General features: G+C 51.8%; 14 protein-coding genes. 5 read left to right on the top strand and 9 right to left on the bottom strand.

Features of this window, described 5'->3' with window-relative positions; translation table 11 throughout:
* Nucleotides 1-43: 43 nt before the first annotated feature.
* Nucleotides 44-577 carry a hypothetical protein gene (locus DQW50_RS09775; RefSeq protein ID WP_112079165.1) on the bottom strand — a complete coding sequence of 178 codons (534 nt, stop codon included), beginning with the start codon at nt 575-577 and terminating at the stop codon, nt 44-46.
* A 233-nt stretch (nt 578-810) separates the two neighbouring features.
* Here DQW50_RS09775 and DQW50_RS09770 point away from each other — a divergent pair, with 233 nt between their 5' ends.
* Entirely contained in the window at nt 811-1,680 is an 870-nt protein-coding gene (locus DQW50_RS09770; RefSeq protein WP_112079097.1) for a CbiX/SirB N-terminal domain-containing protein, read from the top strand.
* A 2-nt stretch (nt 1,681-1,682) separates the two neighbouring features.
* Entirely contained in the window at nt 1,683-2,858 is a 1,176-nt protein-coding gene (locus DQW50_RS09765) for a DR2241 family protein (RefSeq protein WP_112079096.1), read from the top strand.
* 178 nt (nt 2,859-3,036) lie between these two features.
* Here the strand turns inward: DQW50_RS09765 and DQW50_RS09760 are convergent, their stop codons facing one another.
* Nucleotides 3,037-3,411: a MarR family transcriptional regulator gene (locus DQW50_RS09760; RefSeq protein WP_112079095.1), complete on the bottom strand. Its 375-nt coding sequence runs from the start codon at nt 3,409-3,411 to the stop codon at nt 3,037-3,039.
* A gap of 721 nt (nt 3,412-4,132) precedes the next feature.
* Here DQW50_RS09760 and DQW50_RS09755 point away from each other — a divergent pair.
* Both DQW50_RS09755 and DQW50_RS09750 read left to right on the top strand, forming a co-directional pair.
* Complete coding sequence (locus DQW50_RS09755; RefSeq protein ID WP_112079094.1) at nt 4,133-4,321, top strand: hypothetical protein; 189 nt, start codon at nt 4,133-4,135, stop codon at nt 4,319-4,321.
* Between the two features lie 247 nt (nt 4,322-4,568).
* On the top strand, nt 4,569-5,852 hold the full coding sequence (locus DQW50_RS09750; RefSeq protein ID WP_157964858.1) for a site-specific integrase: 1,284 nt from the start codon (nt 4,569-4,571) through the stop codon (nt 5,850-5,852).
* Here the strand turns inward: DQW50_RS09750 and DQW50_RS18630 are convergent.
* From DQW50_RS18630 to DQW50_RS09740, 4 genes are all read right to left on the bottom strand, one after another.
* Nucleotides 5,847-5,978 carry a hypothetical protein gene (locus DQW50_RS18630; protein ID WP_255417630.1) on the bottom strand — a complete coding sequence of 44 codons (132 nt, stop codon included), beginning with the start codon at nt 5,976-5,978 and terminating at the stop codon, nt 5,847-5,849. The genes DQW50_RS09750 and DQW50_RS18630 overlap by 6 nt on opposite strands.
* Before the next feature lie 157 nt (nt 5,979-6,135).
* Nucleotides 6,136-6,903, bottom strand: coding sequence for a hypothetical protein (locus DQW50_RS17625; protein ID WP_127341331.1), 768 nt, complete (start codon nt 6,901-6,903; stop codon nt 6,136-6,138).
* A 154-nt stretch (nt 6,904-7,057) separates the two neighbouring features.
* Complete coding sequence (locus DQW50_RS09745; RefSeq protein ID WP_112079092.1) at nt 7,058-7,336, bottom strand: hypothetical protein; 279 nt, start codon at nt 7,334-7,336, stop codon at nt 7,058-7,060.
* A gap of 4 nt (nt 7,337-7,340) precedes the next feature.
* Nucleotides 7,341-7,742, bottom strand: coding sequence for a hypothetical protein (locus DQW50_RS09740; protein WP_112079091.1), 402 nt, complete (start codon nt 7,740-7,742; stop codon nt 7,341-7,343).
* 422 nt (nt 7,743-8,164) lie between these two features.
* Between DQW50_RS09740 and DQW50_RS17620 the strand changes: the two genes are divergently transcribed.
* Entirely contained in the window at nt 8,165-8,476 is a 312-nt protein-coding gene (locus DQW50_RS17620; RefSeq protein ID WP_127341330.1) for a hypothetical protein, read from the top strand.
* Nucleotides 8,477-8,584: 108 nt separating this feature from the next.
* Here the strand turns inward: DQW50_RS17620 and DQW50_RS09735 are convergent, their stop codons facing one another.
* From DQW50_RS09735 to DQW50_RS09720, 3 genes are read right to left on the bottom strand one after another with little or no spacing between them, the layout of a single operon-like run.
* A complete protein-coding gene (locus DQW50_RS09735; protein ID WP_112079090.1) occupies nt 8,585-9,133 on the bottom strand; it encodes a TATA-box-binding protein in 549 nt (182 codons plus the stop codon).
* 29 nt (nt 9,134-9,162) lie between these two features.
* Nucleotides 9,163-12,087, bottom strand: a complete 2,925-nt coding sequence (locus tag DQW50_RS17615) for a DEAD/DEAH box helicase family protein (protein WP_127341329.1) — start codon at nt 12,085-12,087, stop codon at nt 9,163-9,165.
* The gene (locus DQW50_RS09720; protein WP_127341328.1) at nt 12,080-13,942 is read right to left on the bottom strand and encodes an N-6 DNA methylase; all 1,863 of its coding nucleotides are present in this window, start codon (nt 13,940-13,942) and stop codon (nt 12,080-12,082) included. The genes DQW50_RS17615 and DQW50_RS09720 overlap by 8 nt, the downstream gene beginning before the upstream one ends.
* Between the last annotated feature and the right edge of the window lie 225 nt (nt 13,943-14,167).

The raw sequence follows: 14,167 nt of genomic DNA, 5'->3' as shown, positions 1-14,167 counted from the left end.
GCGGAACCGGGTTTTCACTTGCCCCGGTGGGGAACCACGTTTCTCACTTCCCCTCGGCGCCCGGGACCGCCGCCAGCGCGTCCTCGATCACCCGGAGCGCGGTCGCCCCGTCCCGTCGGTCCACGACGACGGCGAGCGAGTCCCCGGCGACGCCCGCCGCCGCGACCGCGACGTCGACCGCGTCGAGCCGGCCGAGCACGGCCGAAAGCGCCCCGGCGTCGACGTCGCCGGTCGCGAGCAGTGCGGTCCGTGACCCCTCGGGGACGACCGTCGCGCCGGCGACGCGGAGGAGCGGGTCGTCGGTGTCGCCTTCGTCGTCGCCGTCCTCGTCGTCCGTCACGATGCGGACGCCGCTCCGCATCGTGACGCTCGCGGCCCGCTCGTCGGTCGCGTACGGGGGGAGGTCCTCGCGGAACCGGCGGAGCGCGGTCGCCACGGCGTCCGCGTCGCCGTCGAGGTCACGCTCGTCGGCGAGCCACGCGGCGGCCGCGCTGTAGTTCAGGACCCCCGAACGGAGCGCGTCGAGGAGGAAGGGGTGCGCTCGGACCGCCTCGCGGGTGTCGGCTGCCAGCGACATGCCCGCCCCTGTGTGGGCGGTCGGCATGGCGGTTTCGGTTGGACTGGCGGGTTCGGTCGGATCGGCGGGTTCGGTCGGATCGGCGGGTTCGGTTGGACTGGCGGTTTCGGTCGGATCGGCGGGTTCGGTCGACGGGGAGGCGGTAGCCCGGTCGGCTTCCTCGACACTTCGACGCGTTCCCACCTCCCCACAACCTTCGAAGTCCCTAAGAACGGCGCGCCCCCAGGTCGGGTATGCAGTCGCTCGTCATCGTCGCGCACGGCTCCCACCTCAACCCGGAATCGAGCGCGCCGACGTACGCACACGCCGACACGATCCGCGCGTCCGGCGCGTTCGACGAGGTGAAGACCGGCTTCTGGAAGGAGGAACCGCACTTCCGCGAGGTGCTCCGAACCGTCGAGGGCGAGGAGGTCTACGTCGTCCCGCTCTTCATCTCGGAGGGGTACTTCACCGAACAGGTTATCCCGCGCGAACTCCGCCTCGACGGCTGGGACGTCTCTGAGTGGGACTCCGACGGCCTCTCCGCGGACCAGGCGACGCTCGTCGCCCGGGACGTCGACCGGGAGGTCCACTACTGCGGCCCCGTGGGGACCCACCGTGCGATGACGGACGTGATCGAGCGGCGCGCGGAGTCGGTCACGAGCGACCCCGACGTGGGCGAGGGGTTCGGGCTCGCGGTCGTCGGGCACGGCACCGAGCGCAACGAGAACAGCGCGAAGGCGATCGAGTACCACGCCGACCGGATCCGCGAGCGCGACCGCTTCGACGAGGTTCGGGCGCTCTACATGGACGAGGACCCGGAGGTCGACGACCTCCCGGAGTACTTCGAGAGCGACGACGTCGTGTTAGTCCCGCTCTTCGTCGCCGACGGCTACCACACCCAGGAGGACATCCCCGAGGACGTCGGGCTCTGTGAGGACCACACCGAGGGGTACGACGTGCCGGAGACGGTCGACGGAACCCGGATCTGGTACGCGGGCGCGGTCGGGACCGAACCGCTCATGGCCGACGTGATACTCGAGCGCGCGGCGGACGCCGGCGCGGACCTCGGCGACGCGCTCGCGAGAGTGCGTGACACGACCCGCGTCACTGCGGGGGACTGACCGTGAACGACGCCGACCCCACGACGGCCGAGGAGCCCGTGGTCCCCGATATCGACCTCCCGAGCGACGCGTTCGACGCAGTCCTCGACGCGCTCGGCGACCTCGCCCCCGACGACCGGCTCCGGTTCGAGGGGTTCGCGGTCGGGCGTGACCCCGGCGCCGAGGACGCCTACGTCCTCGAGACCGCCGGCGACGACCCCCGGACGGGCCTGAGCGAGCGCGACCTCCACGCAGCGCTCGACGACCGCGCTCCCCGGGTCACCGACTGGTACGTCTTCGAGCGCGTCGTCGGGGAGTTCGGCCCCCGTCGGGCGTTCCTCCGGTGGATCGAGGACGCCGACGGTGCGACGGTGGCGACCCGGTACGCCGCGCTCGCCGAGGGGATCGAGCGCGCCTGGGGCCAGCTGCGGATCACGGCGACCGTCACCGACCGTGGCGAGCGCCGATACGAGGTGCGCCACGCCGACGACGCGGGCGTTCCGCGCGCGGAACTGACCGCCCACGACGACCCGCTCGACGCCCGCGACGTCGTCAAACTCGACGAGAAGGGACGGTACCGGCCGCTGAAGACCGCGCCGACGCTACACAGCGGCTGGGTCTTCCCGGAGTTGGGCCCGCGGGACGCCTACGAGCTCGTCGAGACGGTGTACCCGGCGACGGTCGCGAACTGGCACCGCGAGCGCGAGGGCGACCTCGACGTCACCCACTGGCGCGAGGCGATGGCGCGGCAGTCGGGGATCTACGGCGTGATCAAGACGTGGGACCGCGGTGAGGGCTACGAGCACGTGAACTGGGTGGCGGAGGCGTGCTGTGACGACTCCCAGTGTCTGAAACGCCGGGAGTGGCAGTACGACGACGAGACCGACCTCGACGTCGACGGCGGCGACGGCCTCTTCCCCTGCCGGGAGCCCTGTTCGGTCGTCGTCAGCGCCGCGCGCAGGTGGACCCGCCTGGAGAGCGAGCAGCCCCGCACCTACGAGTTCGAGCTGACGCCGAGCGAGAAGGAACAGCTCGAGGCGGTCGTCGACGCCGTCGCCGACGGCCGGATCGACGAGATCCGCGAGGCGGACACGAAGGAGGGCGCGAACCGCTACCGCGCCCGCTTCCTCCGCGCGAAGCTGTTCGACGACGCGGGGAACCTCGGCGGCGTTCCGACCGACCCGGACGACGCCGAGTAGGGGATTCCGGAGATCGACGAGTGCCCTGGGGTCGCAGCGGCGACCTCACGTGAAGTCCGCGATGCCGGATTATCCGTTGCGCCTGAATTCTTCTATTATACTCCTGATTATCGCTGAGATCGCTAGAAATAAGATCTCAAATCAAAATCCGTTTTCCACCAAGATTTGGATCTGAATTTCACACTAAAACCATTATGAATTGAAATGCGGCATATAGCAGTGCAATCAACACAATGGCTTTGATGATCAGGCCGGGCGCATTGTTTGGTACCTCTTCCCATTGTTGAGCTAGACCGGGTTGGCCCGAAGAGCCTCCACTTACTGTATGGTTGCCTCCAAAGATGTCTGCTCCAAACATTTGTTCCATTTCTCTATCCTGCCGATCCATCATAGCTTCAAATTCGTTGTAGTCGTCAAATCGATTTTTGACGGTACTAACGTATGAAGCACTACAATCACAAGCTTCGGCGATCTGCTTGTTCGTTACATTTGGATTCTGATACCATGCCAATAGTATATCTCGTTGTAATTCTGTTTTTTGACTGCCTGACATGGTCATGTCAATACATTCCAACATTTTAATTCTTTTTGATAATTATATTTTCATCAAACTCCCGAAACAGGAATTCGTGTTTGTGTTTAAAATCGTAAACTTAGACACGCACATGCCGCCGGTTAACCTTGAGGAGTTTTCGATAGACCCCGATCCGTGACTCTGTTTAAATTCTATTTTTCTGACACAAACACTTCTGAAACAGCGAATTCATGAAGAATGCTTGTAGGGCGGTTGTTTCGCGGTATGTCGAGGTGATTGGAACGGGATCGTTGCTGGCGCGGTGATCGTCTCCAAAGCCCCAGTCGCGACGGCTCGCGCGACTCGCTGCGGTCCTCGTCGCTCACTCCGTTCGCTCCTGCGGTCCTTACGTCGCCGGGCTTCGCCCTCGCGACTGCCCCTTTTGAACCCCACCCCGCACCTCACACCTCCCCAGCCTCGCCACTCGCGCGCATCACGCGCTCGCGGCGTCCCTCGCGGACTCCTCGCGCCCGTCTGGACGCTCGGAGGCGCGCCACCGCACTACAACTGATCGTTGCTTAGGCTGTACTGACCGCAAGGGAAGCCAATTATATATTTCTGGCTCTGTTGAAACCCTCAGTAGTTGATATATTCTGCCCCGGTTGCGGTCAATACAGAGGAGTCACGAATCGCTCAGTACAGAGTGTCTCCTATCTCGATTACCCCTAACAGTTATTCAGGGTGAGGCCGATGCCGGTGTATGAATCTACGAGGACAACTCTACTTGGCAGGGCTAATTGGTGCCTCAATATCCTACATCTTCAACGTGCTAGCCTTCACTGGCGAATTCAACGTGATTCGATGGAGCGTCTTCATAGTGGTGTTTCTCGTCGTTTTCGTCGGTTTCGAGAAACTCATTGCGTGGGCGGATTCACCGGAAGCTAACTGATCTATTCGCACTCTTCAGCGACCGGCTGTTTCAGGTGAGAATCTATCTGAAGAATGGGATTTCAACAGAGCCATATTTCTCTAACGATTTCAACAGAGTCCGATTAATCTAATCAACCAACAATAATGGTCGCTACATGAAGTCCGCGATGCCAGACTGTTTGTTCGTGTCGAACACCCCGGCGACCCTTGCGAAAGACCCTCCGCTTATTACTGAGGCGCATCAAGAAAGGGGTGGGTCACGTCCAATGACCACCCCACGCGAAAAATACGACCGACGACTAGAAACGTTTAACGAATATGTGGAGACGGGCGAAATCGATCCCGCGACCGCGCGCGCGGTTCGAGAGCTACTGAACGCGTACGACGATCACAATATGATGGAGTCCCCTCCAGAGGGAGAGGGAACTCGTGAGTTCTCCACGCTCCTCACCTGGTTGTATCCGCTTATGATTATGGCTCGTGAGCGGAACCTTACCGAAGTCGATGTTGATCGTCTAAAACGGGATCTCCAACAGATGCATGATGGGAGCTACCCCCACGTGAAAGAGGAGGGCATCAAAAAGAGCACGCTGAGAAATTATCAGGTCGCTATCCGTCGGTTTTACCGACACCATGATTTCGGGATCGATCATAACGAGATTCCGCTATTCCAAAAGACGGAATCTCCGGTGGATCCCAACGACATGCTCACGAAAGAGGAGATTCAGGAGGCAAGAAGCGCTGCTAAGAATCCTCGCGACCGAGCCATCTTTGAGTTACTCCTCTACACGGGACAGAGGAGAGAAGCGATTCGTACTCTTCGGTTAAAAGATGTGAATATCGAGCAGGGGATCTACCGGTTGAACCCCAAAGTTGACGGATTAAAGGGAGCAGCTGACCGCAATGGTAAGCGTCCACTTTTGGGAGCTAAAGGACCACTACAGAACTGGTTACAGTACCACCCAGACACAAGTAATCCGGAAAATTATCTCATCACTTCTCTCCCTAGTTACTCTGTTGTCGATCCTAGTTCGCCAGTCTCGGGGGAAACTATCCGCGCGGTCATGGCGAAGATCAAAGACCGGACTAGTATCGAGAAGCCGATGAATCCACACGCTCTCCGCCACAACTTCGTTACCATTGCGAAGAGAGACTACGATCTTCCAGATGACACGATTAAGTATTTGATTGGGCACGCGCCTGGGAGTAAGGTAATGGAAACGACCTACTCACACCTATCTGGCGATGATCACGTCCAACGAGCAGAGGAGGCGTGGGGTATCAGAGAACCCGAGAACGATTCACCGCTTACTCCAGATGTCTGTGACGTATGTGGTAATCCGTTGAATCCCGACGCTAAAGCGTGTAGTCGGTGTGGGACGATCTACACACCAGACGCAAAGTCGGCACAAGACATGATGGAAGAGCTAGCTTTAGAGGGAATGCGTGAAGCGAAAGATGAGAAGGAAGCTAATGCTGTGGAGGATTTCAGAAAGTTCTTGAAAGAGAACCCAGAGCAGGCAGTAGAAATCCTCAGCGACGAGCTATAACAGCTCAAGCGCATTTTCTGCGGTATTTGCCATCGGATTGTCTCGCTCGATCAGGAGTTCTAACGATTCTTTGAGGTCATCACCCACACCATCTGCTCCATCTTCTGCTGATACTTCCGATTTCATATGTAATTAAACCGCTTGACTACACGTATGTTATGTATAAACTTATAAATTCTCATAAATATACAGACAATCACCTCGGGGGTAGTCGTTTATATAATGGGATACCACTATTCCAGTATTCCAAAAAGTAATTTATATTATACATTGTCCCATCGCACTAGATCTGAGTAGATACTTGCTCAAACCCATCCCATACACGAGGATATTCTTGCTTACATAGCTGGGTGGCTTCCTGTTTTGATTCTCCACGTAAGGCTTCGAATGCGATGGAAATTACTCGACGCTTGATATCGGAAACCCGTTCCTCAATTTGTTTGTCAGTGTCTCTGATGATCTCCTCGATGTTATCCCGCTGCTCCCGCATCTCGAGACCACGACCTGCCTCAAATATGACTCGCGCAAGGAGATCAGACTCGTAGATTCCAAGTGTATCTGCTATTTTAGCGATAGAGATCTTCTGATACCAGATAACTCGCCAGTGCTCTTGTTTTCCTTGAGTTCTACCACCCTTCATTTGTAATTTTTCCACTTCTTTTGAGAATGAGTACATATTCGGGCTTGTGCTAGTATATGTACTCAACTCACGTGCTGCTTGTTTGTACTGATGAGCATCTAGAATATGTTGTTCCCAAGATGACACCACTCTAGGAAGTCCATATCTAGCTAACTGCTTGATCGTGTGAGAGGGAGACTGAGCACTGGACCGATCTAGTGCGCGATCAACGATTAGCTCGCACGTACTAGTCGGTGTGACCGGTAGCTTACGCGTCCATTCAGTCTTGTCGAGTGATTCAGGTGGTTCTTGTTCAAATCGAGTCCAATCCGTAGTGAGAGCATCTTCAAAGGACCAAGGATGCTCTATTCGTTCCTCGATAGCACTCGCAACATCTTCACCGAAAATCTCTCTGAGTTGGTCATCACTCATTGTCGTCACTCCGAAACGATCGTAAAGCGTGCTCTTGATCTGTACATCTACCAGCCGTCTTACGTCGGTGTGAGAACACTTTAGTAGACGGTGGGTCAAGGAAAAGGTGGTAAGCCGGGTCCTTGACCCGATTTTTGATAATTCTTATCTCCTATTATTTAGTACTCACTTTGACATTCTTCTCGTTGATCTGTCTCTGACTCTCTGACTCGTACAGTAGCGCAAGGTAGCCAACCATCGTTGGAGGAAGATTGAACGGCTCCTGAAACTGGCCGACCCGTCTATTATTGATCCGGTTCAGGATCTGTTCTCCGAACTGTGTCACATCACGATGGACTGGATCCGCAGTTGAGCCGTGATATTGCTCTAGAACTTCCTCAAAATCCCTTTGCTCAAGGGATTCGTATAGTTCCTCTCTCTGATCGTTATCCATCGCTCTACTCCATCATGACTTCGAGCTCGCGGAGCGACCGCTTCTGCCGCTTCTGATCCCCGAGACCGGGCGGGATCTCGAGTTCCTTGTTGGCGTGTTCGAGAGCGCTGTTGAGCCGATCCTGAAGCTTTCGACTCATCCCGAGTTTGTTCGCAGCGTCATCGGTGACACGCTGATCTGACTCGTAAACCGGACCCTGAACGCCGGTCATGTACACGATGATCCGCCAGTTTGTGCTTCCGCCTTTGATCACTGGGAGAAGCTTGTACGAGAACGGACCTTCCGTCTCGGTAAACGTCGAGAGAGCCTCCATCTCCTCGCTCACGTTGGGCGAGTCCTCGACGACTTCGACGTTATTCAGCTCTGCCTGTTCTCCACTACCGTTATCGGCCTTATCCGTCGCCATACAGGGGTGATAGTCCTCTACCCATATATAATTTCGGGTAAAATTATACGAAATAAATGATCGAGGTAGCATAGAGGGGAATATGATCATCTAGATCGTCACTAACCCGAGGATCACCGAGTTTTGTACTGAATACAATCGGATCAGTGGATAACCAAGATCCAGCGATCAATTGCGTTATTGACTAGCGAGTAATCTGGCTGACACAGGCACAATAGCCCAACTACCACTACCCCCCGTTCGGAGTTTTTACCTACCCCGCTAGAAGTGGCTCTAAGCAATTTTCCCCAAATACGGCGGGACGATAGGAGGAAAATACAGGCGCGTTTCAGGCGGCTTCCTGGCCCCTGTCAGGCAAGGGTATAGCGTGGGTTATAGTTGGCATCCCATCCGCTTTTCGTCTCCCGTCCCATGTCGATGCTATGGCCGAACCGTCGCTTCCAGTGTACGAGTGGGACGATCCCGAGAAGTACGAGCTGCTTGCTTGGGTGAAGGCATCTGATCGACGTGTTGATGTTCTCACCACTTTGTCTGAGGCTCCGAAGAACACGAATGACTTTGCTGATTCTTGGGGGGTTGAACTTGAAACTGTGAGGTATCACTTGAAGCAATTACAGCACGGCGGGCCTAATGGAGAGCTTCCAGCATTGGTTCGAGTCCTAACTCCAGATAGACAGCAGTATCGGCTTTATGGGCTAACTCGAACGGGAGTAGACGTTGTGAAGTTTTTGTAATTACTTAGAGAAAGAAAGTGTCGGAGATGGGTTTTGGAAGCGTGTTTCTGCTACTACCCCGACCCATTTGGAGGAACGTACACCTAAGAAAGTCTCTTGATCTATCCGCTAGTCGAGAGCAAGTATATCCGATACTTCGTCCTGGACCACTGCGAATGTCTCCTTCGCTACATCGAGGTCTCGGCTGCCTGTAATCACAACACGACCTGAAGCGAAGAGTAGAACAACACAATCAGCGCCAGACGGCCGGTAAATCAATCCAGGGAACTGCTCAGGCTCGTATTCGGTATTTTCGAGACCGAGACCGATTGTGAGCGCATTGAGATTCAACGATTCCCCCAACTCTGCTGTACAGACGAAGTTCTGAATTCGAAACCACTCGTCCTCAGAAGTGGGGATCATTTCGTTATCAGCAAGGAGGTTGAGAAGGCGTTTCCGTATTGAATATGCCTCCTCTTCTGAGTCTGCCCCGGTAACGATGTATTTCCCAGTTCGATAGACCGTGACGAGGGGAGCATCCTCAGCAAACCTTAGATACATGCCAGGATACTTGTCAGGGTTGTACTCAGCGATGGAACCGATGTCGGCAGCGACTCTCTCCAAGTCAAATTCAACGTCTAACAAACCAGATCCAATCACATTGACAATTTCAACCATTATTTGTGGTATTGAATATTGAAATATAATTAGATATCATCCAGAGTATATTCCACATTGAACTCATCTTCAAACCAAATTATAATTCCCTCAGCTGTACCTTCCATCGAGATACAACCCATACGTTCTAATTCTTGTATAGCTTTCTCGGCGGCATCTTCGTCCATTTTATCGACTCCACTACTGGTACTGCTTAGGGAAGTGATTTTGTTTATTAGATCTTGTTTATAAATAAACTCTCCTCGCTCGGTCGATTCCCATCCTACAGCATAGGCAAGTGCTTGATGTTCCGTGACTTTCTCTACATTAGGGCGTGCTACACTTTTTACAATATACAGGGCAATCAGTACTGATGTCGGATCAGTAGTAATATTTCCAGATAATAGTGAGACACCAGCAACGATCGCATCACTAACGTTTATTCGGGCTGTAACCGGCGGTTTTCGTTCTGTATTCCTAATAGAGGTTCCAGTCATTACGTCTTGAACCGCAAATTCATGTAAAGCAAACTCCTCAGCGGCACCTGTTTTGTGTATTTCAACCTCAACGCAATTTTCAAGGATCCGGCCAAGTTGATCCTCGTTTACACCTAGTTCATCTGTACCAAATTCGTTCAGAATTTCTCCTCTAAGTCTCTCTCTCACGCGATTAGATTCGAGGATCTTTTCTAGGTTATCAGGATCAGAGATGGTATTACCAATCAGGCTGGAAAGACTGGATCTAAATTCATCAATCAATTCTTGCGGAGAAAGGGTGGTAAACTCCTGTTTCGCCCTCTTGAGCCCACCTATGTTGCTAATCGGAGGATCATAGAAGTCAGAACTAGAAATTCCATTCGGTGGTTCCGCAGTAGCAGACATAAGTTCAAGATAATCTTGCTCTACCTGGGTGAACTCATATTCGTTTAACACAGTCCGAGTATGTTCAACTCTCTCGTCAAATGTTGGAAGCCTTCCAGTTAATGCTTCATTCACAAAATCGATAAGTGAATGATCTCTACCTTCTGTGATAGGTTCATATGCTTTTTTGAGAAAGATAGGTACGTAGTATTGAGAGAGATTCTGTAAATGTGTTCGAAGAGAGCTATTTGCCGTCTCAATATCTGATGCCTCGTCTATGTCTTGTTTGAGCCTTTCAGCTTCAGCACGAACATCACTTCGGAATGCTTTACGGAATCCCTCAGCAGTAAGTCGCTCGCCCGTTTCTGTCGGAAAGACTGGTTCTGAACGAAGTACTTCGTCGGGGACATCAACAATAGCGGGGCCTTCGTCTTTATCGGGATCGTGCTTTTCGTCCGAGGATCCATTACTGCTCGCAGGGGTTCCATAGTCTAGCGTTCCGAAAGGCGGTACCCCCTCAAAATACTCCAGAGCTCCCACACAGTCGTAGATATTGAAATGGGTCTTATTGTCATAAACCCGCGTCCCCCTACCTAACATCTGATTAAATAACACTGGAGATTTCACCGGGTTAAGTAGTACAACATTCTTCAACGGGCGAATGTCAACTCCGGTACTAACCATTTGGACAGTCACTGCTATGGCTGGTGATGGATCGTATGGATCAGAGAACCGAGCTAGAACATCATTTGGACGGTCAGATTTATAGGTGATTTTCTGAACGTAATCGGGAGGTTTGTCAGAGAACACGGTCTCTCGTAGGTCTTGTACAATTCGAGTGGCATGGTTATCATTTCTCGCAAAAATAAGTGTGAGTTCGTTTTCATCCTCCATTTTATTACGAATCTCTTGACCAACTTTCCGATGAGTATCTGGAACAAGTACCTCACTCCCAAGCGCGTCTGGTGGGTAGTACTCTCCGGTTTCATCGTCAATTACCCCACTCATAGTGATCTCTGTCTCAAGAGCGTACATCTGAAACGGAACGACATGCCCATCAGAAACCGCATCTTCGTAATCATATTCAAAAATAAGGTTATTGTCGAAACGAGCGACTGTGCGTTCAGTTGGTGTTGCTGTAAGGCCAATCTCTACGGCATCAAATTGTTGAAAGACACTTCCATAGCCCTCATCTTCGTAGACCGACCGATGACACTCATCAGAAATTATTACATCAAAGTCACCAGGGTGGAAGTCCACATCATCATTGTCCAGTAGATGGTACATTTTTTGTAAAGTGGTAATCACTACTTCCCCCCTTTTTAATCGGTCAGACTCCTCTTCTTCGAGATTTACGATACGATAGCGGTCACGAAATGGAGGAGCACCAGTAGGATCATACTCTGAAAATGAGTCATAGGTATCTTCTGCGAGCTTTCGAGTATCCGGCACGAACAGAATACGGTCCGCAAATCCTGATTGAAGAAGACGGTATGTAATCGCCTGAGCAGTCCGAGTTTTTCCTGCTCCAGTCGCCATTTGGATTAGCATCCGACGCTTTCGGTTACGCAAGTTCTCGTCAACTGTGTCCACACACTGCTCCTGATGATCCCAAAGGTCGGGGTCGAATTTAGACGCAGAGTGGTTTTGGAGCCACCCATGTGCTTTCTCATATTCTCGTGTTACAAGACGTTCCAAACCCCCAGGAGTGTGAAAAGTGGAGATCGATCGAGAAGCAGGTGCTTGATTACGGAAATCATAGAGATGTGTCTCGGCGCCGGTGGCTACATAGGCAATTGGAACACCATAACCCCCATCAATGGCGTACGATCCACCAACAGATCTCGAATATCGTTCGACTTGCTGAAAATGTCCTGATGCGTTTGTATTGGTGGATTTTGATTCAATTAGCGCTATAAGATTCCCTTCAAATATTAGTCCATAATCGACCGGTCCAGTTTCAGTACCAAGTTCTTCAATGAATCCGGTTTTATTCAGATCAGTTATATCTTCATAGCTAACATATTCTCCAATTTTTTCCCAATCAGCAGATTCTAACTGTTGGTTGATCTGTACTCTTGCTCGCTGTTCAGGTGGGAGTTTCTCGTTAGTCATTTTTTAGATCACTTTGGCTATCAGTTACACTGAGATCTCCTTGGAGTAGATATGACAGAATAGAATTCTCGTACTCATCAAATAACTCTTGAAGCTCTCGCACTCGTTTACGGGCACCGTGTATTCCATCCTCGTACGTAGTATATTGTGATACTACTTGTTTCTGAACGTCAATATCCGGAACTGGGATTTTGGCATCTTTAACATCCTGGATACCGACTGCAGGATATGCCGCACCACGCTGTTCTCTTCTGAGTTGTTCAACGAACATCGGTGAGCGAACAGCATAGAATAAATAATCTGAGTCAATTGCGGCGGTTGGTGTTAAAACTGCGAATGCGGTTGAACAGATGTGGCCATCGTATTCATCAGGTACTTTAGCAAACCCCTTCAGGTACGGTCGTACGGTAGATACAATTGTATCTTCTTCCGCCATTACCCTCTTTGCCCGACTGGGAGAAGTAGAACCAGTTATTGTTTCATGATTGTATATTTCTCCAGATTCTTCATCGACATCGGATACACTAACGTATTTAAATTGGTGATCCGGGTAATCTCTCTCGAGGTTATAATTAGTTCGGTTAACCTCACAAATGTTTGATACTTCCTCCAAGCTCCAGCCGTTGGGCAGATTTGTTTCTTTAGGGATATTTGCTGTTGTCTCACCTTTACCACTAAACGGAATCCCTGTTACAAGTGGCTGAGTAACACTTTGGAAAGTAGAAAGTGTATCTTCGATTTGCTCTGCCACTTCCACCGGATGGCGGAACTGACTAGCGGCGTATTCCTTATATTGTGTATGATTCAGATCATAATCATTTGATTTAATATCGCTTTCTGGGACTGTGAAGAAATGTTCTGTATCGCGACGATTCTCTTCTCCCTCAAAATTCTGAACGAATTCCTCAAAATGATTTTTAGTGAGAGGATTTGATTCCTTTATTTTTTCTGTGTCCGAGCGCATATCATAATACCAGACTTCATCTGTACCCTCAGAATCGCGTTCGAAAAAGAGCACATTCGCATCTACCTCCGCATACGGATGGAAGGAGCTTTCGGGAAGAACAAGGACACAATCAAGATTATACTGTTCTAAAAGTCGCTCCCGAACAGATTGTTCCGCACCACCTCTAAATAGAATTCCTTCAGGAACGATTACCGCTGCTCGCCCATTCTTAGATAAAGATCGCATGATAAGCTGTAGAAAGTTCGTCTCCGGCGCGGGACTGTCTGCCCATGCCCCAGTAAATTTGTCAGAGCCGTTTCCACCATAGGGAGGGTTTGCCAGCACTACATCATATTCTTGATCAACACTACGTGTGAGTGAATTGCCTCTTAACGATTCCATCTCGGTGGGGTCAATGTCGTGAAGTATGAGATTCATTAGCCCCAGACGGTAAGTCTGACTGGTCAATTCTCGGCCGGTAAGTTGTTCAGCATACGAACGAGGGCCATCATCAGGCGTTTCTAAAAATTGGCGAGACTGTCCTCTGATCTCACCAGCGGTTTTATCACCAACATGATTGTAAGCCTCAATGAGAAAACCGTTTGTTCCACTAGCAGGATCATATATCGACTCAGTATACCCAGGATCAACGACGTTTACCATCGCGTGGATCAGTGGTCGAGGGGTGAAATATTCGCCCGCACCATCTGCCTTATCGGCGTACTTCTCTAGAAGAAATTCATACGCGTCTCCGAAGAAGTCCGAATAGCCCTCGTATTGGTCCCAGAAATCAAGAGATTCAATATCATCGATTGTGTTTTTAAGTGTCGTCTCGCTACCAAACTTATTGTTGAAATTGTTGAATGCTTTTCTGGCTAATTCTCCGTCGGTCTGGAGCTGATCAATCATCTCATCGTAAGTAGCCAGAAGACTCTGCTCCCTCCGAACTTTATTCGATACCAACTGTTCCCAACGAGCAGACTCAGGGATATTTAAGTCATCTTGATTAATTCGAGGACTTTCCTGACACGCCTTGAGAAAAAGTAGACCAGAAAGTTGCTCAATATAGTCGGATATTATCAGTACATCACAAAGCCGGTTAGTTGAGGCGTCTGCTTGCTGAAGGTGTGTCTA

The organism is Halorubrum sp. 48-1-W, from assembly GCF_003287355.1.
GTDB lineage: Archaea > Halobacteriota > Halobacteria > Halobacteriales > Haloferacaceae > Halorubrum.
Note: the sequence above shows the minus strand (reverse complement) of the source record. Positions and strands in the feature narration are given on the sequence as shown.

Coding starts and splice junctions, on each gene's coding strand:
- DQW50_RS09775 (WP_112079165.1), bottom strand. CDS start 577: ATGTCGCTGGCAGCCGACACCCGCGAGGCGGTCCGAGCGCACCCCTTC.
- DQW50_RS09770 (WP_112079097.1), top strand. CDS start 811: ATGCAGTCGCTCGTCATCGTCGCGCACGGCTCCCACCTCAACCCGGAA.
- DQW50_RS09760 (WP_112079095.1), bottom strand. CDS start 3,411: ATGTCAGGCAGTCAAAAAACAGAATTACAACGAGATATACTATTGGCA.
- DQW50_RS09755 (WP_112079094.1), top strand. CDS start 4,133: ATGAATCTACGAGGACAACTCTACTTGGCAGGGCTAATTGGTGCCTCA.
- DQW50_RS09750 (WP_157964858.1), top strand. CDS start 4,569: ATGACCACCCCACGCGAAAAATACGACCGACGACTAGAAACGTTTAAC.
- DQW50_RS18630 (WP_255417630.1), bottom strand. CDS start 5,978: ATGAAATCGGAAGTATCAGCAGAAGATGGAGCAGATGGTGTGGGTGAT.
- DQW50_RS17625 (WP_127341331.1), bottom strand. CDS start 6,903: ATGAGTGATGACCAACTCAGAGAGATTTTCGGTGAAGATGTTGCGAGT.
- DQW50_RS09745 (WP_112079092.1), bottom strand. CDS start 7,336: ATGGATAACGATCAGAGAGAGGAACTATACGAATCCCTTGAGCAAAGG.
- DQW50_RS09740 (WP_112079091.1), bottom strand. CDS start 7,742: ATGGCGACGGATAAGGCCGATAACGGTAGTGGAGAACAGGCAGAGCTG.
- DQW50_RS17620 (WP_127341330.1), top strand. CDS start 8,165: ATGGCCGAACCGTCGCTTCCAGTGTACGAGTGGGACGATCCCGAGAAG.
- DQW50_RS09735 (WP_112079090.1), bottom strand. CDS start 9,133: ATGGTTGAAATTGTCAATGTGATTGGATCTGGTTTGTTAGACGTTGAA.
- DQW50_RS17615 (WP_127341329.1), bottom strand. CDS start 12,087: ATGACTAACGAGAAACTCCCACCTGAACAGCGAGCAAGAGTACAGATC.
- DQW50_RS09720 (WP_127341328.1), bottom strand. CDS start 13,942: ATGATTGATCAGCTCCAGACCGACGGAGAATTAGCCAGAAAAGCATTC.